At 73.6% G+C, this 22645-nt stretch carries 18 protein-coding genes; 13 read left to right on the top strand and 5 right to left on the bottom strand.

The window, feature by feature from the left end; all coding sequences use genetic code 11:
- Positions 1-35 precede the first annotated feature (35 nt).
- The 3 genes from JHAT_RS13730 to JHAT_RS13720 all read right to left on the bottom strand — a co-directional run bounded on the left by JHAT_RS13730 (position 36) and on the right by JHAT_RS13720 (position 2917).
- A complete protein-coding gene (locus JHAT_RS13730; protein WP_077798430.1) occupies positions 36-1343 on the bottom strand; it encodes a coenzyme F420-0:L-glutamate ligase in 1308 nt (435 codons plus the stop codon).
- Positions 1340-2299 carry a 2-phospho-L-lactate transferase gene (gene cofD / locus JHAT_RS13725; RefSeq protein WP_077798429.1) on the bottom strand — a complete coding sequence of 320 codons (960 nt, stop codon included), beginning with the start codon at positions 2297-2299 and terminating at the stop codon, positions 1340-1342. The genes JHAT_RS13730 and cofD overlap by 4 nt, the downstream gene beginning before the upstream one ends.
- A 102-nt stretch (positions 2300-2401) precedes the next feature.
- Positions 2402-2917, bottom strand: coding sequence for a cysteine dioxygenase family protein (locus JHAT_RS13720; protein WP_077798427.1), 516 nt, complete (start codon positions 2915-2917; stop codon positions 2402-2404).
- 711 nt (positions 2918-3628) lie between these two features.
- Between JHAT_RS13720 and JHAT_RS13710 the strand changes: the two genes are divergently transcribed.
- From JHAT_RS13710 to JHAT_RS13700, 3 genes are all read left to right on the top strand, one after another.
- Complete coding sequence (locus JHAT_RS13710) at positions 3629-3892, top strand: WhiB family transcriptional regulator (RefSeq protein ID WP_003975777.1); 264 nt, start codon at positions 3629-3631, stop codon at positions 3890-3892.
- A gap of 313 nt (positions 3893-4205) precedes the next feature.
- Complete coding sequence (locus JHAT_RS13705) at positions 4206-7955, top strand: glycosyltransferase family 2 protein (protein WP_077798426.1); 3750 nt, start codon at positions 4206-4208, stop codon at positions 7953-7955.
- Positions 7952-9445: a DUF5719 family protein gene (locus JHAT_RS13700; RefSeq protein WP_077798425.1), complete on the top strand. Its 1494-nt coding sequence runs from the start codon at positions 7952-7954 to the stop codon at positions 9443-9445. Before JHAT_RS13705 ends, JHAT_RS13700 begins: the two co-directional genes overlap by 4 nt.
- Positions 9446-9512: 67 nt before the next feature.
- Here the strand turns inward: JHAT_RS13700 and JHAT_RS13695 are convergent, their stop codons facing one another.
- Positions 9513-9965: a metallopeptidase family protein gene (locus JHAT_RS13695; RefSeq protein WP_107481921.1), complete on the bottom strand. Its 453-nt coding sequence runs from the start codon at positions 9963-9965 to the stop codon at positions 9513-9515.
- A gap of 343 nt (positions 9966-10308) precedes the next feature.
- Here JHAT_RS13695 and JHAT_RS13690 point away from each other — a divergent pair, with 343 nt between their 5' ends.
- From JHAT_RS13690 to JHAT_RS13650, 9 genes are all read left to right on the top strand, one after another.
- Positions 10309-10683, top strand: a complete 375-nt coding sequence (locus tag JHAT_RS13690; RefSeq protein ID WP_216353433.1) for a DUF3499 domain-containing protein — start codon at positions 10309-10311, stop codon at positions 10681-10683.
- Positions 10684-10840: 157 nt separating this feature from the next.
- Entirely contained in the window at positions 10841-12457 is a 1617-nt protein-coding gene (locus JHAT_RS13685; protein ID WP_077798499.1) for an L-lactate permease, read from the top strand.
- A gap of 60 nt (positions 12458-12517) precedes the next feature.
- Positions 12518-13882, top strand: coding sequence for a phosphomannomutase/phosphoglucomutase (locus JHAT_RS13680; RefSeq protein WP_077798422.1), 1365 nt, complete (start codon positions 12518-12520; stop codon positions 13880-13882).
- 176 nt (positions 13883-14058) lie between these two features.
- Complete coding sequence (locus JHAT_RS13675) at positions 14059-14229, top strand: Trm112 family protein (protein WP_077798419.1); 171 nt, start codon at positions 14059-14061, stop codon at positions 14227-14229.
- Positions 14230-14290: 61 nt separating this feature from the next.
- The gene (locus JHAT_RS13670; protein ID WP_077798417.1) at positions 14291-15418 is read left to right on the top strand and encodes an SIS domain-containing protein; all 1128 of its coding nucleotides are present in this window, start codon (positions 14291-14293) and stop codon (positions 15416-15418) included.
- Between the two features lie 59 nt (positions 15419-15477).
- Positions 15478-16629: a mannose-6-phosphate isomerase, class I gene (gene manA, locus JHAT_RS13665; RefSeq protein ID WP_077798416.1), complete on the top strand. Its 1152-nt coding sequence runs from the start codon at positions 15478-15480 to the stop codon at positions 16627-16629.
- Positions 16630-16776: 147 nt separating this feature from the next.
- A complete protein-coding gene (locus JHAT_RS13660; protein WP_077798415.1) occupies positions 16777-17751 on the top strand; it encodes a cation diffusion facilitator family transporter in 975 nt (324 codons plus the stop codon).
- A 331-nt stretch (positions 17752-18082) separates the two neighbouring features.
- Complete coding sequence (gene ahcY, locus JHAT_RS13655; RefSeq protein ID WP_077798414.1) at positions 18083-19540, top strand: adenosylhomocysteinase; 1458 nt, start codon at positions 18083-18085, stop codon at positions 19538-19540.
- A 110-nt stretch (positions 19541-19650) separates the two neighbouring features.
- Positions 19651-20289, top strand: coding sequence for a hypothetical protein (locus JHAT_RS13650; protein ID WP_077798413.1), 639 nt, complete (start codon positions 19651-19653; stop codon positions 20287-20289).
- Positions 20290-20343: 54 nt separating this feature from the next.
- Here the strand turns inward: JHAT_RS13650 and JHAT_RS13645 are convergent, their stop codons facing one another.
- Positions 20344-21273: an RDD family protein gene (locus JHAT_RS13645; RefSeq protein ID WP_077798411.1), complete on the bottom strand. Its 930-nt coding sequence runs from the start codon at positions 21271-21273 to the stop codon at positions 20344-20346.
- 124 nt (positions 21274-21397) lie between these two features.
- Here JHAT_RS13645 and JHAT_RS13640 point away from each other — a divergent pair, with 124 nt between their 5' ends.
- Positions 21398-22405: a stage II sporulation protein M gene (locus tag JHAT_RS13640; protein ID WP_077798408.1), complete on the top strand. Its 1008-nt coding sequence runs from the start codon at positions 21398-21400 to the stop codon at positions 22403-22405.
- Positions 22406-22645 lie beyond the last annotated feature (240 nt).

Here is a 22645-nt window from a genome sequence, read left to right as displayed (position 1 = left end):
AGGCCCCTATGAGGGTAGGGCGTCGCCGGAACGCGTCACCGCACCTCGATGAACGCCTCCGCGTCCCGCTCCGCCCGCGGCCGCGGCTCCTCGGCGGGATGACCGACCGCGACGGCACCCATCGGGTCCCAGTCCCGCGGCAGCCCCAGCACCTCCCGTACGACGTCCCGGCAGAACATCGTGGAGGACACCCACGCCGAGCCCAGCCGCTCCCCGGCGAGGGCGACGAGGAGGTTCTGCACGCCCGCGCCGGTGGCGACCACGAACATCTCCCGCTCGGCCCCGTCGCGCCGCGCGTCGCCGTAGGCGTGCGAGCCGTCCATGACCAGGCAGGGCACGACGAGGTACGGCGCGTTGCGCAGCACGTCCCCGCGCCGCACCCGCTTGGCGATGGACTCCTCGCTCTTGCCGTCCCGCCTCAGGTCGGCGATCCAGGCGTCCCGCATCGCGTCCAGCAGCCGGGTGCGGGACTCGGCGGACTCCAGCAGCACGAACCGCCACGGCGTCGTGTGGTGCGGCGCCGGCGCCGTGACCGCCGCGGCCACCGCCCGGCGCACGGCGCCGGGGTCGACCGGCTCGTCCGTGAAGGCCCGCACCGTGCGCCGCTGGGTGACCGCCTGGCGCACCGCCTCGGACGTGCCGAGCCGGAACATGTCGTCGCGCGCGCCGCGCACCATGGCCCGCGCCCCCTCGCCGTGGTCCCCGGTCACGACCTGGGGCAGCCCGCTCACGACGGCGACGGGCAGCCCGGCGGCCTTGCCCTTGACCAGGTCGCCCGCGGCGGCGAGCTCGTCGGCGGTGGCGACGACGGTGGCGCCGAGCGGGTTGCCGTGCGCGTCCGTGCCGCCGCGCAGGTCGTCGAGGACCCGCACGCCCGCGGCGCCGATCGCCACGTCGGTGAGGCCGGCCCGCCAGGGGCGCCCGAACGTGTCGGTGACGACCACGCCGACGTCGACGCCCAGGGCGTCCCGCAGGCCCTCGCGGATGGCCCGCGCGGAGGCGTCCGGGTCCTCGGGCAGCAGCAGCACCGTCCCGGACGGGGTGTTGGAGGCGTCGACGCCGGCCGCCGCCATGACCAGGCCCTGACGGTTCTCGACGATGCGCAGTGTCCCGCGCCGGGCCACCACCCGCACGGTCTCGGCGTCGATCGCGGCCTCCCGGTCGGTGGCCCGGACGACGCGGCCCTCCGCCTTGGACACGATCTTCGAAGTGACGAGGAGCACGTCCCCGTCGGCGAGACCGGGGTCGGCCGCCGCGATCAGCTTGGCCAGGTCGTCGCCCGGCTGCACCTCCGGCAGGCCGGGGACCGCCCGGACCCGGTAGCCGGGAGCACCGTCGCTCACGCCTGACGCACCTCCTCCGCCAGCGCCAGCGCCTCGTGGGCCATCCGGGCCGCCGCGTCGACGTCGGTCATCATCAGCGGCACGGCGCGGCAGAGGACGCCGGCCGCCTTGACCCGCGTCACGGCGTCCGCGTCGACCGTGTCGACCAGCCAGCCGTCCAGCAGCCCCGAGCCGTAGTGCTCGGCGACCGCCGCGGCCGTGGACTCCACGCCGACCGCCGCGAGGACCTTGTCGGCCATCCCGCGCACGGGCGCGTCCCCGACGATCGGGGAGAGGCCGACCACCGGCACCCCGGCGTCGGCGATCGCCTCCCGGATGCCGGGCACGGCGAGGATCGTGCCGATCGAGACGACCGGGTTGGAGGGCGGGAAGAGGATCACGTCCGCCTCGGCGATGGCCTCCAGGACGCCGGGCGCCGGCTTCGCCTGCTCGGCGCCGACCGGCACGACCGCCTCGGCGGGGACCGAGGCCCGCAGCCGTACCCAGTACTCCTGGAAGTGGACGGCCTTGCGCTCGCCGTCCAGCTCGACGGCCACGTGGGTCTCCACGCGGTCGTCGGTCATGGGGAGGAGACGCACGCCGGGCTTCCAGCGGTCGCACAGCGCCTCGGTCACCGCGCTGAGCGGATACCCGGCGGAGATCATCTGCGTCCGCACGATGTGCGTGGCGAAGTCCCGGTCGCCCAGGCCGAACCACTCCGGCCCGACGCCGTAGGCCGCGAGCTCCTCCTTGAGGTGGAAGGTCTCGTCGGCCCGCCCCCAGCCCTGCTCCTCGTTGATGCCGTCGCCGAGCGTGTACATCACCGTGTCGAGGTCCGGGCAGACCTTCAGCCCGAAGAGGTGGATGTCGTCGCCGGTGTTGCCGATGACCGTGATGTCCGCGTCCGGCGCGGCCCGCTTCAGACCACGCAGGAACCGGGCACCACCGATGCCGCCTGCCAGAACCACAATGCGCATTGGACCAGTGTGTCAGCCGTCGGGCCGACTCGTTGAGGGATGGTGGCCGGGTGACGGGCGGGACGGTCTCGCAGGCGGGCACGACACCGCGTCAGCCGGTCGTCACCGCGCTCCGGTCGCGGCGCCGGCGTCGTGGGGCGCGGCGGCCGAGCACCGGGCGGAGTGCATGGGCATCTCGGTGAGGCCCGGGTAGTAGACGTGCAGGCTGACCGCCGGCTCCAGCGTGTCGTTGACCACCTCGTGCGCGTACCCCGGCGCGAACACCTTCTGCGTCCCCGCGCCCAGTACGCGCGTGCCGCGCCGCGTGTGCTCGGTCAGGGTGCCGTCGAGGACCGTCCACACGCCGGAGGAGGGGCCGTGGTCGTGGCGTCCGCTGCCCTGTCCCGGCAGCCAGGACAGCAGCCAGACCTCGTAACCGGGACCGGTGCGCAGCCGGTGGTACCAGCGCGTCGTCGCGTCGTAGCGGACGAGGTGCTCCCACTGGGAGCGGTCCTCGGCGAGGGAGCGGACCAGTCCGGCGAACTCGGCGACGGTGGCCGGGTGCTCGCGCGGTGCCTGGAGGAGGTGCGGGACTTCGAGGATGTCGCCGGCGATCTGGAGGTCGCTGTCGCTGTTCATGGGTGCGGTGGTTCCTCGGCGGAAGAGTGCGGGGGTGCGGGGGGCGCGGGGGGAAGAAACGGGACACGGAGAACGCCCTGGTCGGGCGTGGGACGTGGCCTCACACGGCCGGGTCGGGTGGACCCGGGTCAGCCGGAGCGCGGTCGGCTCAACAGCTGGAACGGCGACAACAGCTACAGCGAACGTGGGCAGCACCGTGGGACCCGGCGGTGCGGGTCGGGGCGAGTGCCGAATTCGCGAGCATGCCCACCAGGACAGCGGCTCACACCGGCACTGTCAACTCGGTACCCGTGATGTGGGACGTGTTTCACCCCATCCGGTCCATCTCGCAGAGGAAAGGTTTGCCCAGGCGGCTTCCGGGACACATGCGGCACAGACCGGGCACGCGACCTCCGTTGCGATTCCGTGATCCGAATGTGATCCGGTTCGCTTCGGTGCGTGTGTCGGAACGAGATCGAACGCCGGGGCGTCCTCCCCTGTACGGGTTCCGTGCGGGACCGAGGGCTCCTGTGGCCTCGTCGGCATGTCAAGGTTTATGGCGATTTGAACACTTTCTGCTCAGCCTTGGTTCTGCAGAGTGAATAAGGGGCCCAATAGCAGATCTCGGCTTGACTCGCCCGGAGCAGCACACTTGTAATTTCACTCGTGTCGTTCAGCCGGAATCGATAACGGCTGGATCACGGGGATGCGAAAGACGGACGAGGGGCGCACATGACCGAGCTGGTGCAGCAACTGCTGGTCGACGACGCGGACGAGGAGCTCGGCTGGCAGGAGCGCGCACTGTGCGCCCAGACCGACCCCGAGTCCTTCTTCCCCGAGAAGGGCGGCTCCACCCGGGAGGCCAAGAAGGTCTGCCTCGCGTGCGAGGTCCGCTCCGAGTGCCTCGAGTACGCCCTTGCCAACGACGAGCGCTTCGGCATCTGGGGCGGCCTGTCCGAGCGGGAACGCCGCCGTCTGAAGAAGGCCGCCGTCTGAGGAAGGCCGCCTGAGGGACGCCGCCTGAAGAAGGCCGCCGTCCCCCCGTCGTCCGCTCCGGCGCCCGGCCCGCCGCCCGACGGACAGCGCACCCCGTACGTGCCCGACGGCCGTGAACGGCCCCTCGAGGTCGGGCCGTCCACAGCGGTGGGCCGTCGTGCCCGGCCGCCCCCGGCCACCGCCCCCCCCGACGAGGCGCTCCGCGCCGCCCCGTTCGATCTGCCGATAGTGTGGGCGCTCGTCCGAGACGCCCCGCCGTTCCCCACAGGCACGGGTGTCCACCGCAGTCCATCGAACCGGGGCCCGTACCTCGATGTCCGTGCACAGCCACACGGCAGCCCAGCAAGACCTCGCTGCCGCACCTGAGTTCCCGCGCCACGTGGTGACCGCCGTCCTCGTCTCCCACGACGGGGCCCGCTGGCTGCCCGACGCGCTCGCCGGGTTGCTCGGCCAGGAGCGCCCCGTCCAGTACGCCGTGGCCGCCGACACCGGCAGCGCCGACGACTCCGCCCGGCTGGTCACCGAGGCCCTCGGGGACGACCGCGTGCTGCACCTCGCCCGGCGCACCGGCTTCGGCCAGGCCGTCGCGGAGGCCGCGCGCATCGCACCGCTCCTCACCCCCGAGGACCTGGCGTACCTGCGGCGGCCCAGTGGCTGGGACCCCGTCACGCGCACCTGGCGCGACGACGCCTACGACCTGCCCGAACTCCCGCACGGGGAACCGGTGCAGTGGCTGTGGCTGCTGCACGACGACTGCGCCCCCGCACCCGACGCCCTGGCGCAGCTGCTGCGCGTCGTGGACAACGAGTACGAACTCGGCCGCGAGGACGTCGCCGTCGTCGGCCCCAAACTCCGCGGCTGGTACGACCGCCGGCAGCTGCTGGAGGTCGGCGTCTCCATCGCCAACTCCGGCCGCCGCTGGACCGGTCTGGACCGCCGTGAACAGGACCAGGGCCAGCACGACCACGTCCGTCCCGTCCTGTCGGTGTCCACCGCGGGCATGCTGATCCGGCGTGACGTCTTCGAGCGGCTCGGCGGGTTCGACCGCCGGCTGCCCCTGATGCGCGACGACGTCGACCTGTGCTGGCGCGCGCACGCCGCCGGACTGCGCGTCCTGGTCGCCCCGGAGGCGGTCGTACGCCACGCCGAGGCGGCCTCCCGCGAACGCCGCGCCGTCGACTGCGCGGGGCGCACCACCGCATCCCCGCACAAGGTGGACAAGGCCGGCGCCGTCCACACCCTCCTCGTCAACGTCCGCACCGCCGCCCTGCCCTGGGTGCTGCTGCGGCTCGTGGTCGGCACCCTGCTGCGGACCCTCGCCTACCTCGTCGGCAAGGTCCCCGGCCAAGCGCTGGACGAGATCCGGGGCCTGCTGAGCGTCCTGCTGCGGCCCGAGCGCATCATCGCCGGACGGCGCGAACGCGGACGCCCGCAGGTCGCGAAGGACGAACTGCGCCCCCTGTTCCCGCCCCCCGGCGCGACCGTCCGCGTCACCGTCGAACAGATCGCGGGCAGTTTCGCCGGCAGCTCCGACGCCGAGGCGGCCGCGGGCGCCGGGCGGCACGGCGGTGCCATCGAGTCCGGACCGGGCGGCGACGACGCCGACTTCCTCGAGATCGAGCAGTTCGCCCGCCTCAAGCGCATCGCCCGCAAACCCGGCCCGGTGCTCTTCCTGGTGCTGATGCTCGTCTCCCTGGTCGCCTGCCGCGCCCTCCTCGGCGGCGGCGCGCTGGCGGGCGGCGCGCTGCTGCCCGCCCCGGCCGGCGCCGGCGAGCTGTGGTCGCGGTACGTGGACGCCTGGCACACCGTGGGCACCGGTGGCACCGCCTCCGCGCCGCCCTACCTGGCGATCGTCGCCACGCTCGCCTCCGTCCTGCTCGGCTCCACCGGCCTGGCCGTCACCCTGCTGCTGGTCTGCTCGGTGCCCCTCGCCGGTGTCACCGCCTACTTCGCCTCCCGCCCGCTCGTGCCCTCCCGGCTGCTGCGCGCGTGGGCGGCCGTCGCCTACGCCTTCCTGCCCGCCGCCACCGGCGCGCTCGCCGGCGGCCGCATCGGCACCGCCGTCCTCGCCGTGCTGCTCCCGCTCGCCGCGCGCGCGGCCGTCGCGGCCGCCGGCCTGGCCGGGCGGTCCGGCGCGCGCGGCAGCTGGCGCGCCACCTGGGCGTACGCGCTGCTGCTGACGATCACCACCGCCTTCACCCCCGTCGTGTGGCCCCTCGCGCTGCTGCTCGGCGTCGGCGTCCTGGTCCTGCGCCGCGGCGACATCACGGCGTACGGGCTGCGCCTGATCGCCCAGCTCGGCACGCCCCTGCTGCTGCTCGCGCCCTGGTCGCTGTCGCTGTTCCCCCTCGACTTCTTCGACGAGGCCGGCCTGGAGTACGGCTCCTCGGCCGCCTCCGCGCTCGACCTGCTCGGCGCCAGCCCCGGCGGCCCCGGCACGGTCGGCGGGCTGGTCCTCATCGGCATCGTGCTGGCCGCGCTGGCCGCCCTGCTGCGCTCCGAGCGGCAGGGCGCGATCCGGGCGGCCTGGGCCGTCGCGCTGGTCGCCCTCGTCCTCGCGGTCCTGTCGAACCGTTCCGCCTGGGCGGGCCCCGCCACCCTCGTCTACGGCCTCGCCCTGCTGTCCGCCGCCGTCCTGGGGGCCGACGGCGCACGCTTCCGCGTCGCCGAGCAGAGCTTCGGCTGGCGTCAGCCGGTCGCCGCGCTCATCGCCCTCGCCTCGGCCGTCGGCCCGCTGGTCGCCGCCGTCGGCTGGATGACCGGCGGCGCCGACGGGCCCCTGGAGCGACGCGACCCGGTGCAGGTCCCCGCGTTCGTCGCCGAGGACAGCGTCACCCGCGACCAGGCCCGCACCCTCGTCCTCGACAGCGACTCCGCCGCCCACGTGAGCTACCTGCTGGTCCGCGGGGCCGGGATCCGCCTCGGTGACGGCGAACTGGCCGCCGACGGGGGGAACAGCAGGCTCGACAAGGTCGTCGCCAACCTGGTGGCCGGCTCCGGCGCCGACCAGGCGGGTCAGCTCGGCGACTTCGCCGTGCGCTACGTCCTCGTGCACAAGGGGGCGCCCCACGACGTCGTCCGCGTCCTGGACGCCACGCCGGGGCTGAGGCGGCTCAGCCAGCAGGACGGCAGCGGGCTGTGGCAGGTCGACCGGGACGTCGCGCGCGCGACCATCGTCTCCGGCCGCGGCACCGCCACGGGCGAGCCGCAGCCGGTCGCCGCCGGGCCCGTGGAGATCCACACGAAGATCCCGTCCGGCGCCGAGGGCCGCGTCCTGCGCCTCGCCGACACCGCCGCCGACGGCTGGACGGCCACCCTCGACGGCAAGCCGCTCACCCGCACCACGGTCGACGGCTGGGCACAGGGCTTCGAACTCCCCGCCTCCGGCGGCAGGCTGGACGTCACCTACGACGACCCGTTCACCCACACCGCCTGGCTGTGGGCCCAGGGCCTGCTCGCCGTCGTCCTGGTGGTCCTCGCCCTGCCCGGCCGGCGCCGCGACGTCGACGACGACCTGCCCGACGAGCCGGTCGTCCCCGCCCAGGCGGTCGCCGGCGAGGGACGCCGGGCACGCCGGCTGCGGGCCCAGGCCGAGGCGGAGGCCGTGGCGGAGACCACGGCCGGCGCCGGGGCGGAGGCCGGGACGCCGGACCCCGCCGCGGACCCCGCCCCGCCGCAGGAGCCCCCGGCGACGGTCCCGCAGCAGGCGCCCGGCGCCTGGGACCCGTCCGGGCACCCGGACGCCGGGTACGACTCCTACGGCACGTACGGCGACGAGCAGTACCCGGACGCCCAGCAGTACGACCCGGCCGCCTACGGGCAGCAGCCGTACCCGGCGGACGCCTACCAGGACGCCCCGGACGGCCAGGGCGGCCAGTACGCCCCGTACGCCTACGGCGACCCGGCCCCGGCCGCCGGTTACGACCCCGCGTACGGCCAGGCCTACGACCCCGCGTACGACCAGGCGTACGGCCAGGGCGGCTACGACGCGCCGTACGACCCTTCCCAGGCCCACCGGCCCCACGGCACGGGCAGTGAGCGTCCCGACGGGAGCCAGCAGTGAACCGCACCACCCTGTCCCTGATCGCCGGTGTCACCGCGCTCGCCGCCGTCACCGGATTCGCGGCGCTGTCCACTCCGGACGCCTCCGGCGCGGACCCCGCCGGAGCGACGGCCGCGCGGCTGCCCGTGGAACGGACCAGCCTGCTGTGCCCGGCGCCCAGCACCTCCGACCTGGCCGAGACGTCGTACACGTCGTTCACGCCCGTCACCAAGGGCACCGACGGCAAGGGCAAGGCCCAACTCGCCGCCGCGCCCGAGGAGCCGGGCGAGAAGGGCGGCGGGAAGGCCGGCAAGCCCGTCGTCCGGCCCGCGGCCCCCGGCACCCCGGTCACCGCGAGGACCACCGGCGCCGACACGCCCGCGTTCGTCGGTACGGCGGAGGGGAGTTACGCCCCCGGCTGGACGGTGCAGCAGACCACGGAGGTCGCCGCCGGCACGGGCCGCGGACTGCTGGGCGTCACCTGCACCGCGCCGGACACGCAGTTCTGGTTCCCCGGCGCCGCCACGACGGCCGACCGCACCGACTACGTGCACCTGACCAACCCCGACGACTCGGCGGCCGTCGTCGACATCGAGCTCTACGGCAAGGACGGCGCCGTGAAGTCGTCGGTGAGCGAGGGCATCACGGTGCCCGCCCACGGCAGCGAGTCGATCCTGTTGTCCACGCTCAGCGACGCGCGGGAGGCCGACCTCACCGTGCACGTCGGCGTGCGCAGCGGTCGGGTCGGTGCCGCGGTGGAGGCCCTGGGCGACAAGACCGGCGGCGACTGGCTGGCCGCGGCCACGGACCCGGCGGGCAGCCTGGTGCTGCCGGGCATCCCCAAGGACGCCACGGCCGTGCGCCTGGTGCTGTTCACGCCCGGTGACACCGACGCCGACCTGAAGGTGCAGCTCGCGTCACCGACCGGGCTGCTCACGCCCGCCGGGCACGAGACGGTGCGCGTCAAGGCGGGCATGACGACGGGCGTCGACCTCGGCGAGGTCACGCGCGGCGAGGCGGGGTCGCTGGTGCTGACGCCGACGAGCCGGTCCGTGCCGGTGGTGGCCGCGCTGCGGGTGGTGCGGGGCAAGGGAACGGCGCAGGAGACGGCCTTCATCCCGGCCTCCGGCCCGGTCGGGGCACGCGCGACCTCGGCGGACAACCGCGCCAAGGGCACCACCCTGTCCCTGACCGCCCCCGGGAAGACCGCGCAGGTGAAGGTCACGGCGTCGGCCGGCAGCGAGGGCGGTACGACGGCGTCCCGGACGTACACGGTCAAGGGCGGCACCACCCAGGACGTGCAGCTGCCCGTCCCGGCGGGCCTGAAGGGCACCTACGCGCTGACGGTCGAGTCCCTGTCCGGCGGCCCCGTGTACGCGGCCCGCACGCTGACGCAGCCGGAGGCCGAGGACGACGACGCGGCGGCCTTCACGGTGCAGACCCTCCCGGACGACCGGGGGACGGTGGCGGTCCCGGAGGCGGAGGAGGACCTGTCGGTGCTGCAGAGGTGACAGGCCCCCCGACCAGGCCCCCGGCCGGTCCCGCCGGACCGGCCCCGGACCGGCCCCGGGCCGCCCCTCAGTCCTCCCCGTACCGCGGATCCACCGTCTCCGGCGTGAGCCCGAGCAGCTCCGCGACCTGCTCGACGACCACCTCGTGCACCAGCGCCGCCCGCTCGTCCCGTCCCTTCGCGCGGATCTCGACGGGCCGCCGGTAGACGACCACCCGCCCCCGCCGGCCGTCCCGCGCGGGCACCGTGCCGCCCAGCGGCACCGCCTCGTCGTTCCAGGTCTGCCCGGCCCCGTCCAGCCGCGGCACCTCGAGGACGTGGAAGTCGATGTCGGCGAGCTGCGGCCACCGCCGCTCCAGGCGCTCGACGGAGTCCTGCACCAGGTCCGCGAACAGGTCGGCGCGGCTGGCGGCGAGCGGTACCTGCGGCGGTGCGATCGGGCCGCGCATGCCCCGGCCGTGGCGATCACGGCGGCGGGGCCCCGGGCGGCCGGCCTCACGGGGTGTCAGGGGGGTGTCCATCACTGGTGAAGGGTAGTCCCCGCCGCCTCCGCACGCCGGACCCCGCACGACACGCCGGGCGCCGCCACGACACTCCGGAGCGCGTGCCGTCGGACGACCGTTCAGGCCAAGACAGGACTCGATTCCATATCTCTCCGTGACCGTGGATCTCATGGCAAATGTCGCTGTTTGTATCAGCTTATGACCGCCCTCATGTCTGACCGACACGCCGAAAAACGGCGTCGCCGCAGGTCAGAGGGGTGCGTCCGGAGGTGGCCGTGACTCGTCTCATATCGCGACACGACGGTACGACCTGGCGGGGGATCGTCGCGGCCCGCTCAAGAGTGCGGTACCGTCCAACATCGTGAGCCCTGTACGTCGCTGTTCGCGCACCGCCTGCGGCCGTCCCGCCGTCGCGACGCTGACGTACGTCTACGCCGACTCGACCGCGGTCCTCGGCCCGCTCGCCACCTACGCCGAACCCCACTGCTACGACCTGTGCGCCGAGCACTCCGAGCGCCTCACCGCCCCGCGCGGCTGGGAGGTCGTCCGGCTCCTCGACGGTTCGGCCCCGGCCCGTCCCAGCGGCGACGACCTGGAAGCGCTCGCCAACGCGGTGCGCGAGGCCGCCCGCCCCCAGGAGCGTGCGGCGGGAGCCGGCGGCGGGGCACGATCGGCCGACCCGATGGAGGTCGCGCGCCGCGGCCACCTGCGCGTCCTGCGCTCGCCGGACAACTGAACCCCGTCCGCCCCCGCCCGCCGGGTGCGACGGTCCCCGGTGCTCACTCCCGCACATCCTTTTCCCGCACGCCCATTGACGTCGCCTTGTCGCGGACACGACCATTCCGGAAGCCACGAGAAAACGCTTTCGCATGGCGGAATCCGGGGAGGTGCCCGTGTACGTCCAGGAACTCGAACCCCTCGCCGACTCCCTCGGCCTGTCCGCCCTCGTGGCGGCCCTGCCGCTGGTGATCGTCCTCGTCCTGCTCGGCGGCGTCCGCATGAAAGCGCACCTGGCGGGCCTCATCGGCCTCCTGGCGGCCGTCCTCGTCGCCCGGCTCGCCTACGGCATGCCCCTGGACCAGACGGTCTCCAGCGCCGCGCAGGGCGCCGTGTTCGGGCTCTTCCCCATCCTGTGGATCGTCGTCAACGCCCTGTGGGTCTACCGGATGACCGTCCGCACCCGCCACTTCGACATCCTGCGCCGCTCCTTCGGCCGGCTCTCCGACGACCCGCGCATCCAGGCCCTCGTCGTCGCCTTCTGCTTCGGCGCCCTGCTGGAGGCCCTCGCCGGGTTCGGGGCGCCCGTCGCGATCTGCTCGGTCATGCTCGTCGCCCTCGGCTTCGACCCCGTGCGCGCGGCGGTCGTGTCCCTGGTCGCCAACACCGCACCGGTCGCCTTCGGCGCGATGGGCACCCCCGTGGTCACACTGGCCCAGGTCACCGGGCTGCCGCTGGACGACGTCGCCTCCGTGGTGGGCCGCCAGACACCCCTGCTGGCCCTCGTCGTGCCGCTGCTGCTGGTCGCCCTGGTGGACGGGCGGCGCGGACTGCGCGAGACCTGGATCCCCGCGCTGGCCTGCGGGGTCGCCTTCGCCCTCGCCCAGTTCGTCGCCTCCAACTTCGTCTCCGCCCAGCTCGCCGACATCGCCGCCGCCCTGATCGGCGCCGGCGCCCTGGTCGCCGTACCGCACTCCCGCAGGCCCGCCGCCGAGCCCGTCCGGGCGTCCGTACCGGCCGGCGCCCGCAGCGAGGAACTCGACGAGGACGACCCCCGCCGGGAGGTGCTGCGGGCCTACGCCCCGTACGCGCTGATCGTCGCCGTCTTCTCCGTGGCACAGATCCCGGCGGTCAAGGACTGGCTGGCCGGGGCGACCCAGACGTACGACTGGCCGTTCCTGGACGTGGCCGACCCGCAGGGCAGGCCCGTCGGCGGCAACGTCTTCTCCTGGCCGATCGTCTCCACCGGCGGCACCCTCGTGCTGTTCGCCGGACTGGCCACGGCCGTCGTCCTCGGCGTCCACGCGCGCGTGGCGGTCAAGGAGTGGCTCGCGACCGTGCACGAGCTGCGGTACGCGATCCTCACCGTCACCTCGGTCCTCGCCCTCGCCTACGTCATGAACCTCTCCGGGCAGGCCGCCACCATCGGCCACTTCGTCGCCGCGGCCGGCGCCGGGCTCGCCTTCCTCTCCCCGGTGCTCGGCTGGTTCGGCGTCGCCGTCTCCGGCTCCGACACCTCCGCCAACGCCCTCTTCGGCGCCCTCCAGGTCACCGCCGCCCGGGAGTCCGGCCTGTCGCCCGAGCTGCTCGCCGCCGCCAACAGCTCCGGCGGCGTCCTCGGCAAGATGATCTCCCCGCAGAACCTCACCATCGCCTGCGCCGCCGTCGGCCTCGCCGGCCGCGAGGGCGACCTGCTGCGCAAGGTGCTGCCGTGGAGCCTCGGCCTGCTGCTGGTCATGTGCCTGATCGTGGTCGGACAGTCCACGCCGGTCCTGGGCTGGATGCTGCCCTGACCCTTGTCGGGGCCTACGGGTAGTTTGTGGGCTCCGACAGGACTTTCAGGAAGGTTGGCCGTGGCTGCTGATCTGTCGCAGATCGTGAAGGCGTACGACGTACGCGGTGTGGTCCCGGACCAGTGGGACGAGTCGCTGGCCGAGCTGTTCGGCGCGGCCTTCGTCGAGCTGACCGGCGCGGACGCCATCGTGGTCGGCCACGACATGAGGCCCTCCTCGCCGGGCCTGTCCGGCGCCTTCGCGCGCGGGGCGGCCGCCCGCGGCGCCGACGTCACCGAGATCGGCCTGTGCTCCACCGACCAGCTGTACTACGCCTCCGGCGCGCTGGACCTGCCGGGCGCCATGTTCACGGCCTCGCACAACCCCGCCCGGTACAACGGCATCAAGCTGTGCCGCGCCGGCGCCGCGCCCGTCGGCCAGGACACGGGCCTCGCGGAGATCCGCGCCCTCGTGGAGCGCTGGAGCGACACCGGCGCCCCGGAGCCGGCCGCCCGCCCGGGCACGGTCACCCGGCGCGACACGCTCACCGACTACGCGGCCCACCTGCGCTCCCTGGTCGACCTCAGCACCATCCGGCCCCTCAAGGTCGTCGTCGACGCGGGCAACGGCATGGGCGGCCACACCGTCCCCACGGTCTTCGCCGGCCTGCCCCTCGACCTGGTGCCGATGTACTTCGAGCTGGACGGCACCTTCCCCAACCACGAGGCCAACCCGCTCGACCCGGCCAACCTCGTCGACCTCCAGAAGCGCGTCCGCGAGGAGGGCGCCGACCTCGGCCTCGCCTTCGACGGCGACGCCGACCGCTGCTTCGTCGTCGACCAGAACGGCGACCCGGTCTCCCCGTCCGCGGTCACCGCCCTCGTGGCCGCCCGCGAACTCGCCCGCAACGGCGGCAAGGGCACGGTCATCCACAACCTGATCACCTCCTGGTCCGTCCCGGAGGTCGTGAAGGAGAACGGCGGCACCCCGCAGCGCACGCGCGTGGGCCACTCCTTCATCAAGGCCGAGATGGCCAGGACCGGCGCCCTCTTCGGCGGTGAGCACTCCGCGCACTACTACTTCCGCGACTTCTGGAACGCCGACACGGGCATGCTGGCCGCCCTCCACGTCCTCGCCGCCCTCGGCGGGCAGGACGGCCCGCTGACCGCCCTCGTCGCCCGGTACGACCGCTACGCCGGCTCCGGCGAGATCAACTCCACCGTCGCCGACCAGGCGGCCCGCCTCGCCGCGATCCGCGCCGCGTACGAGGGCCGCGACGGCGTCACCCTCGACGAACTCGACGGCCTGACCGTCACCGCGGCCGACTGGTGGTTCAACGTCCGCCCGTCCAACACGGAGCCGCTGCTGCGCCTGAACGCGGAGGCGCGCGACGAGGCGACGATGACGAAGGTCCGCGACGAGGCCCTGGCGATCATCCGTTCCTGACGGGACGGCCCGCCTTCCGGCCGACCGCGTCGGGCGGCGGGCGGGCACGGACCGGGGGCCGGGGGCGGAGCCCCCTGGAAGGGGTGCCAGGGGCTGAGCCCCTTCACCCGGCCCCCACCGGCGGTACCCTGACCAGCACATCCACACAAGCCCCACCGTCCCCGAAGGGAACCCCCATGCCGCTCGAAGCCGGTCTCCTGGAGATCCTCGCCTGCCCGGCCTGCCACGCCCCCCTCGAGGAGCGGGACGCGGAGCTGGTCTGCACCGGTCAGGACTGCGGCCTGGCGTACCCGGTCCGCGACGGCATCCCCGTCCTCCTCGTCGACGAGGCCCGTCGCCCCGAGTAACCGCCGGCCAGGCGCCGCGCCCGCGACCGAACGAACGCCCCGGCGATCGGAGACTGCCGCCATGCTCGACGAATCGCTCCTCGACGCCCCCGACGGCCTCGCCGAGGCCGACCGCCGCGGCCTGCTCCGCGGCGCCGCCGAGGCCGGTGCCCGCGTACGCACCGCCGCCCGGCTCGCCGCCGAGGCCGGCGTCGGCGACCTCGAACCGGACGGCCGCCCCCGCGCCGTCCTCATCGCCGGACCCGGAGCCGCCCCCACCCAGGCCGCCGACCTCCTCGGCACCCTGGCCGGCGCCGGCAGCCCCGTCACCCGCCTCGCCCCCACCGGCGTGGCGGCCGCCGCGGGCGCCCTGCGCTGGGAACTGCCCGGCTGGGCCGGCTCCGTGGACCTCCTGCTCATCGCCACCCCCGACGGCACCGAACCGGGCCTCTCCCTCCTCGCCGAGCAGGCCTACCGCCGCGGCTGCACCGTCGTCGCCGTGGCCCCCGACCGCTCCCCGCTGAGCGAGTCGGTGAACGGCTCCCACGGCCTGTTCATCCCGATGGCGACCGCCCCCTACGACCACGACGAGCCCCTCGCCGGCGCCGCCCCCGGCGTCCTGTGGGCGCTGCTCACCCCGCTGCTCGCGCTGCTGGACCGCACCGGTCTGCTGGAAGCGCCGCCCGAGGCCCTCGAGAAGGTCGCCGACCGCCTCGACCAGGTCGCCGAACGCTGCGGGCCCGCCATCGTGACGTACAGCAACCCCGCCAAGACCCTGGCGGCCGAGCTGGCCGACTCCCTGCCCGTCGTCTGGACCGAGGGCACCTCCGCCGGACCGGCGGGCCGCCGCTTCGCCGCCGCGCTCGCCGAACTCTCCGGCACCCCCGCGGTCGTCGCCGAACTGCCCGAGGCGCTCGCGGCGCACGGCGCCCTGCTCGCCGGCCGCCTCGCCGCCGCCGCGGACCCCGACGACTTCTTCCGCGACCGCGTCGACGAGACGCCCGCCCTGCACGCGCGCGTGGTGCTGCTGCGCGACCGCCCCGGCGGCGGCCTCACCGCCGCCCCCGCCGCCCGCGACCTGGCCCTCGGCCACGACACGCCGATCAGCGAACTCGAGCCGGAGGCGGGCGGCGCACTGGAGACCCTCGCGGAACTGATCGCCATCACGGATTTCGCCGCCGTTTACCTGGCCCTCGCCTCCGGCGTCTGATCTCGTACCCGCACGGCACGCACCAGGACAAGCACCGCACACCCCGGCAGAGAGAGCCCATGGACCGCCTCGACAACACCGTCCGCCCCTACGCCTGGGGTTCCACCACCGCGATCCCGGCCCTGCTCGGTACCGAACCGACCGGCGAACCGCAGGCGGAGATGTGGATGGGAGCCCACCCCGGCGCCCCCTCCCGCACCGGCCGGGGCACCCTCGCCGACGTCGTCGCCGCCGACCCGGAGAAGGAACTGGGCCCCGCCTCCGTCGCCCGGTTCGGCCCGCGCCTGCCGTTCCTCCTCAAGCTCCTCGCCGCGGGCGCCCCGCTCTCCCTCCAGGTCCACCCCGATCTGACACAGGCCCAGGACGGTTACGAGGACGAGGAACGCCGCGGCGTCCCCCTGGACGCCCCGCACCGCAACTACAAGGACGCCAACCACAAGCCCGAACTGATCTGCGCCCTCACCGAGTTCGACGGCCTGTGCGGCTTCCGCGCCCCCACCGACACCGCCGACCTCCTCGACGGCCTCGGCGTCGCCTCCCTCAAGCCCTACGTCGACCTGCTGCGCGCCCACCCCGAGGACGCCGCCCTGCGCGAGGTCCTCACCGCGATCCTCACCGCCGACCCCGAGGAGATGTCCCGCACGGTCGCCGAGACCGCGGCCGCCTGCGAACACCTCGGCGGCCCCTACGCGCCCTACGCCGGCATCGCCCACCACTACCCGGGCGACCCCGGCGTCCTCGCCGCCCTGCTCCTCAACCACGTCCGGCTCCAGCCCGGCGAGGCCCTGTACCTCGGCGCCGGCATCCCGCACGCCTACCTGAACGGCCTCGGCGTCGAGATCATGGCCAACTCCGACAACGTCCTGCGCTGCGGCCTGACCCCCAAGCACGTCGACGTCCCCGAGCTCCTGCGCATCGTCCGCTTCGAACCCGGCGACCCGGGCATCCTGCGCCCGGAGGCGTCCCCCGACGGCGAAGAGGTCTACGACACCCCCATCGACGAGTTCCGCCTCTCCCGCTACGTCCTGCCCGAGGGCACCGCACCCCACGACCTCACCCTCCCCGCCCCGCAGATCCTGCTCTGCACGGCGGGCTCCGTACGGGCGGGCGAGCACGACCTGACCTCCGGCCGGTCCGTCTTCGTCCCGGCGGGCGAAAAGGCCGAAGTGTCCGGAAGCGGCACGCTCTTCCGTGCCACCGTGCGTGTCTGACGGGAATGCGGCAACCCGGTCAGGCGCACCGGCGCCCGGCCGGGCTGCAACAATGACCCACCGCAAAGGACGGGCAAAGCCGGTACCGGCCCAGCCCCTCCCCGGCGGCGTACACACGCAGGCGAAGGCGAAGGGACAACGCGACACATGAGCGCGTCAGGCGGTACCAAGGCGATCGTGGCGGCACTCGGCGCCAACCTCGCGATCGCGGCATCGAAGTTCGTGGCGTTCCTCTTCAGCGGCTCGTCGTCGATGCTCGCCGAAGCGGTGCACTCGCTCGCGGACTCGGGCAACCAGGCCCTGCTTCTGGTCGGCGGCAAGAAGGCCCAGCGCGAGGCCACTTCGCAGCACCCCTTCGGCTACGGCCGCGAACGCTACATCTACGCCTTCCTCGTCTCCATCGTGCTCTTCTCGGTCGGCGGCATGTTCGCCCTCTACGAGGGCTACGAGAAGATCAAGCACCCGCACGAGCTGGAGCACTGGTACTGGCCGGTCGGCGTCCTCGTCTTCGCGATCATCGCCGAGGGCTTCTCCTTCCGCACCGCCATCAAGGAGTCCAACACGCTGCGCGGCAAGCAGTCCTGGACGGAGTTCATCCGCCGCGCCAAGGCCCCCGAACTGCCGGTCGTCCTCCTCGAGGACTTCGGTGCCCTCATCGGCCTGGTCCTCGCCCTCGGCGGCGTCGGCCTCGCCCTGCTCACCGGCGACGGCGTCTGGGACGGCGTCGGCACCCTGTGCATCGGCGTCCTGCTCATCCTGATCGCCCTCGTCCTGGCCGCCGAGACCAAGTCCCTGCTGCTCGGCGAGTCCGCGGGCCCCGAGGCCGTGCAGAAGATCGAGGCGGCCACCGTCGACGGCGACACCGTCACCCGCATCATCCACATGCGCACCCTCCACCTCGGCCCCGAGGAACTCCTCGTCGCCGCCAAGATCGCCGTCCGGCACGACGAGACGGCCGCCGAGGTCGCCGCCGCCATCGACGCCGCCGAGGCCCGCATCCGCGAGGCCGTCCCGATCGCCCGCGTCATCTACCTCGAACCGGACATCTACAGCGCGGCCGAGGCCGCCAAGGGCCCCGACCGCGAAGCCACCCCGGGCGGCCCGGCCACCGGCCACCACTGACGCCCCACGCTCCGCCCGACCGGGGCCCGCCGAACCTCTCGGCGGGCCCCGGCCGCGCTTCACGCACCCGCGCGACGGCCGGAAGCCACCGGAAGACCCCGGAGGCGGACTGGGGACAAAGAGCCCAGCGGTGTAGCTTGGGACGGAGCCAGACGTCGCTGCTGATGGCGGTCGGGCGGTCCCGGAACGGACCGGCCGAGGGAGAGAGGGCCTCCGACGGACTGCGCTGCGCGTACGCGGGCATGCCTGTGTCCTCTTCGGGGCACCCCTGTGTCCGCCGCCGCGCAGGTCAGCCGTAACCACCTCGATCCAACCCGAGGAGCAGCCCGTAATGACGACTGTCGACAAGCGACAGGACTTCAAGGTCGCCGACCTCTCCCTGGCCGAGTTCGGCCGCAAGGAGATCACCCTCGCCGAGCACGAGATGCCGGGCCTGATGGCGATCCGCAAGGAGTACGCCGAGGCCCAGCCGCTCGCCGGCGCCCGCATCACCGGCTCCCTGCACATGACCGTGCAGACCGCCGTGCTCATCGAGACCCTCGTCGCCCTGGGCGCCGAGGTCCGCTGGGCCTCCTGCAACATCTTCTCCACCCAGGACCACGCGGCCGCCGCCATCGCCGTCGGCCCGAACGGCACGCCCGACAACCCGCAGGGCGTCCCCGTCTTCGCCTGGAAGGGCGAGACCCTGGAGGAGTACTGGTGGTGCACGGAGCAGGCGCTGACCTGGCCGAACACCCCCACCGGCGGCCCGAACATGATCCTGGACGACGGCGGTGACGCCACCCTCCTCGTCCACAAGGGCGTCGAGTACGAGAAGGACGGCAAGGTCCCCTCGCCCGACACCGCCGAGTCCGACGAGCACCGCGTCATCCTCGAGCTCCTCACCCGCACGGTGAGCGAGAGCCCGCAGAAGTGGACCCAGCTGGCGTCCGAGATCCGCGGCGTGACCGAGGAGACCACCACCGGCGTCCACCGCCTGTACGAGATGCACCGCGACGGCACCCTGCTGTTCCCGGCGATCAACGTCAACGACGCGGTGACGAAGTCGAAGTTCGACAACAAGTACGGCTGCCGCCACTCGCTGATCGACGGCATCAACCGGGCCACCGACACCCTGATCGGCGGCAAGACCGCGGTCGTGTGCGGCTACGGCGACGTGGGCAAGGGCTGCGCGGAGTCCCTGCGCGGCCAGGGCGCCCGCGTGATCATCACCGAGATCGACCCGATCTGCGCCCTGCAGGCGGCGATGGACGGCTACCAGGTGACGACGCTGGACGAGGTCGTCGAGACCGCCGACATCTTCGTCACCACGACCGGCAACAAGGACATCATCATGGCCTCGGACATGGCCAGGATGAAGCACCAGGCCATCGTCGGGAACATCGGCCACTTCGACAACGAGATCGACATGGCCGGTCTGGCCCGGATCCCCGGCATCGTCAAGGACGAGGTCAAGCCGCAGGTCCACACGTGGACCTTCCCCGACGGCAAGGTGATCATCGTGCTGTCCGAGGGCCGCCTGCTGAACCTGGGCAACGCCACCGGCCACCCCTCGTTCGTGATGTCCAACTCGTTCGCGGACCAGACCCTGGCCCAGATCGAGCTGTTCACCAAGCCCGACGCGTACCCGACCGACGTCTACGTGCTGCCCAAGCACCTGGACGAGAAGGTCGCCCGCCTCCACCTCGACGCCCTCGGCGTCAAGCTGACCACGCTCCGCCCGGAGCAGGCCGAGTACATCGGCGTCAAGGTCGAGGGCCCGTACAAGTCGGACCACTACCGCTACTGAGTCACCGGCTCCTCCGAGGCAGGCCCCCGCACCCCCGTGCCGGGGGCCTGCCCCTTTGGCGCCACGACCGCATCAGCGGCCGGACCAGCCCGTCACCACCCAGGACACCCATGCCCCGCGGCCGTTATTCGCTCCACGATCCGCACGATCACACCCCCCTCGCGGAAGAACACTTCCAATGCGCCCTCGGCCCCTCCGGCTGGCGCTACGTCTCCCGGCTGACCGCGCCCGCCGGAGACCACCTCGGCTCCGTCGACCTCGCCCTCGACGAGCTCGGCCGCCCCATCCGCCTCGAACTCCACGCCGCCGACTGGCAGGTGCGCGGCGCGGCCATCGACGGCGTCACCTGGGTCCGCACCGACCCCACCGGAGTCCACGCCACCGAAGGCAATGCGCGCGCCCACGCCTTCACCGGCACGTCCCCGGCCTTCCTCGTCGCCACCACCCGACTCCTGCGCCTCACCCCCTCCGCACCGGCCACCCGCGTACGCCTCGTCGCCCTCACGGACCCGGTCCTCGCCCCCCGCACCGTGGACCAGTCCTGGGCCTTGGTCGAAAGAGAAACACACGCCACTGACAACGGCCCCCTCGTCGTGGACGAATACCAGGTCACAGCCCTGGACACGGGCGAACAGCACCCCGTGCACATCGCCGGCGACGTCGTACTCGCGGCCCCCGGCATCGAGCTGGAGGACCTGGAGTCACCGCCGTCCGTGTTCCCACCGACGGAACCGGGCGCCGACGGCTGACGCCGTGACGCGCTCAGCGGGACGCGACGGCGGCGACCGCTACGCCGGCGACCGCTACGCCGGCGGCACGAACCCGGTGGCGGGCCGCTCGTCCCGCGGCACCACCGGCGGCCGGGAACCCCGCGGATCCACCGCCGGAGGAGCCACCGGGGAAACCGGCGGCGGATACGTCCCCGGCGGCGCCGACGGCACGGACGCGGCCGGCGTCGCGGCCGGAGCCACGCCCTGGGACGCACCGCCGCCGAAGGCCCGCCGGGCCTCCCGGGCCTGCCGTTCCTGCAGCACCGCCGCCAGGTACGCGGCCGGCGGCACGCCCTGCGGCGCCGGAGCACCCGTACGGGCCGCGACGTCGGACGCGAGCCGGTCCGCCATGGCCCAGCCGACCTGAGGATCCAGCTGCCCCATCCGTCCGAGGTACTGACGGACGGCGAGCCACAGACCGTCGGGCACCGCGGACAGATCGAGCTCCGAGAAGCGCCCCGCCAGCCACGGCGGAGGCGGCGGCAGAAAACCCGCCGGCGCGACCGGCACCCGCTCCCGCACGACGAGGGTCCCCGCGAACACGTCACCGACGCGTCGGCCCCGGGCCGAGACCAGAGAGGCGACACAGGCCACCACCCCGAGCGTCAGCAGGATCTCGACCACCCCGATCAAGCCCCGCACCAGCGCGTGCCGGAACCGGATCGGCCCACCGTCGTCCCGCACCACCCGCAGCCCGCACGCCATCTTCCCCAGCGACCGCCCGTGACTGAGCGTCTCCACCGCGATCGGCCCGCCCACCAGTACCAGGACGAAAACGGCGAGGGACAGCGCCGTCTGGGCCGCCACGTCCAAGGACGCGGTCGACATGATCAGAACGACGGTGCACACCACGTAGGCGACCACGGCCACCGTCAGATCGAGCAGGACGGCCAGAGCCCTGCTGGGCAGCTTCGCGGGACGCAGCTCCAGCGCCACCGCCTCGCCCGTCACCAGCTCGCTCACGTTCGCCGCCCTTTCCCTGACCCCCCGTCCCCGCCAGTCTGCCAAGCTGAGGACGCACCGCGCCGCAGTACGACAAGCTGATCCACGACGAGCCGCCGACGATAGCCGAGGAGCAGGCACACCGATGGACCTCGACGTCTTCGTCTCCGCCCACCGGGCGGAGTGGGACCGCCTCGACGCCCTGCTCCGGCGCCGGCGTCGGCTCACCGGTGCCGAGACCGACGAACTCGTCGCCCTCTACCAGCGCGCGGCCACCCACCTCTCCCTCGTCCGGTCGAGCGCGCCCGACCCGCAACTGACCGGACGGCTCAGCCAACTGGTGGCACGCGCGCGCAGTGCCGTGACGGGCACCCGCCGAGCCTCCTGGCGCGACGTCACGCGCTTCCTGTCCCGGCAGTTCCCGGCCGCCGTCTACCGGGCCCGCCACTGGTGGGTCCCCACCGCACTCGTATCGACCGCCGTGGCGGCACTCCTGGGCTGGTGGATCGGCTCGCACCCCGAGGTGCAGTCCACCATCGCGGCCCCCGGCGAACTGCGCGAGCTCACCCGCCCCGGCGGCCAGTACGAGACGTACTACTCCAGCCACCCCGCGGCGTCCTTCGCCGCGCAGGTCTGGACGAACAACGCCTGGGCCGCGGCGCTCTGCCTGATCCTGGGTGTCTTCCTGGGCCTGCCGGTCATCTGGATCCTGTTCCAGAACATGCTGAACCTCGGCATCGGGTTCGGTCTGATGTCGTCGGCCGGCCGCCTCGACACCTTCCTCGGCCTGGTCCTGCCCCACGGTCTGCTGGAACTGACCGCCGTCTTCGTGGCCGCGGGCACAGGCCTGCGGCTCGGCTGGACCCTCATCGATCCGGGTCCGCGCACCCGGCGCACCGCACTCGCCGAAGAGGGCCGCGCCGCCATCGGGATGGCCGTGGGCCTCGCCCTGGTCCTGTTCGTCTCCGGTGCCATCGAAGGCTTCGTCACCCCGTCCGGCCTGCCCACCTGGGCCCGCATCACCATCGGCGTGGTGGCCGAGCTGGCCTTCCTGGCCTACGTCTACGTACTGGGCGGCCGCGCCGTACGCGCCGGCGACACGGGAGACGTCGACGCGGCCGAGCGCAGCGCCGCCGTGCCGACGGCCGCCTGATGTGCATCGGCCCCCGTGGAGCTGCTAGTGTCCTCTTCGTTCCCGCAAGAGCCGTTGACACGGAGCGAGCGGGGAGGTAGATTCAAACAGTTGCCTGGAGGTGGGTTCACCCCACAGGACAACAGTGAACATCTACTAGGCCCTCTCCTGAATCACCGTATTCGGAGAAGCCGTCCTCCCGATGAATCGGAAATGAATGGCCGGTCAGACCGGCTCGGAACTTCTGATAAAGTCGGAATC

Origin of the sequence: Streptomyces sp. JHA26 (genome assembly GCF_002005565.1) — a bacterium.
Classification (GTDB): domain Bacteria; phylum Actinomycetota; class Actinomycetes; order Streptomycetales; family Streptomycetaceae; genus Streptomyces.
The sequence above is the reverse complement of the archived record's forward strand: the minus strand, read 5'-3'. Positions and strand labels throughout refer to the sequence as shown.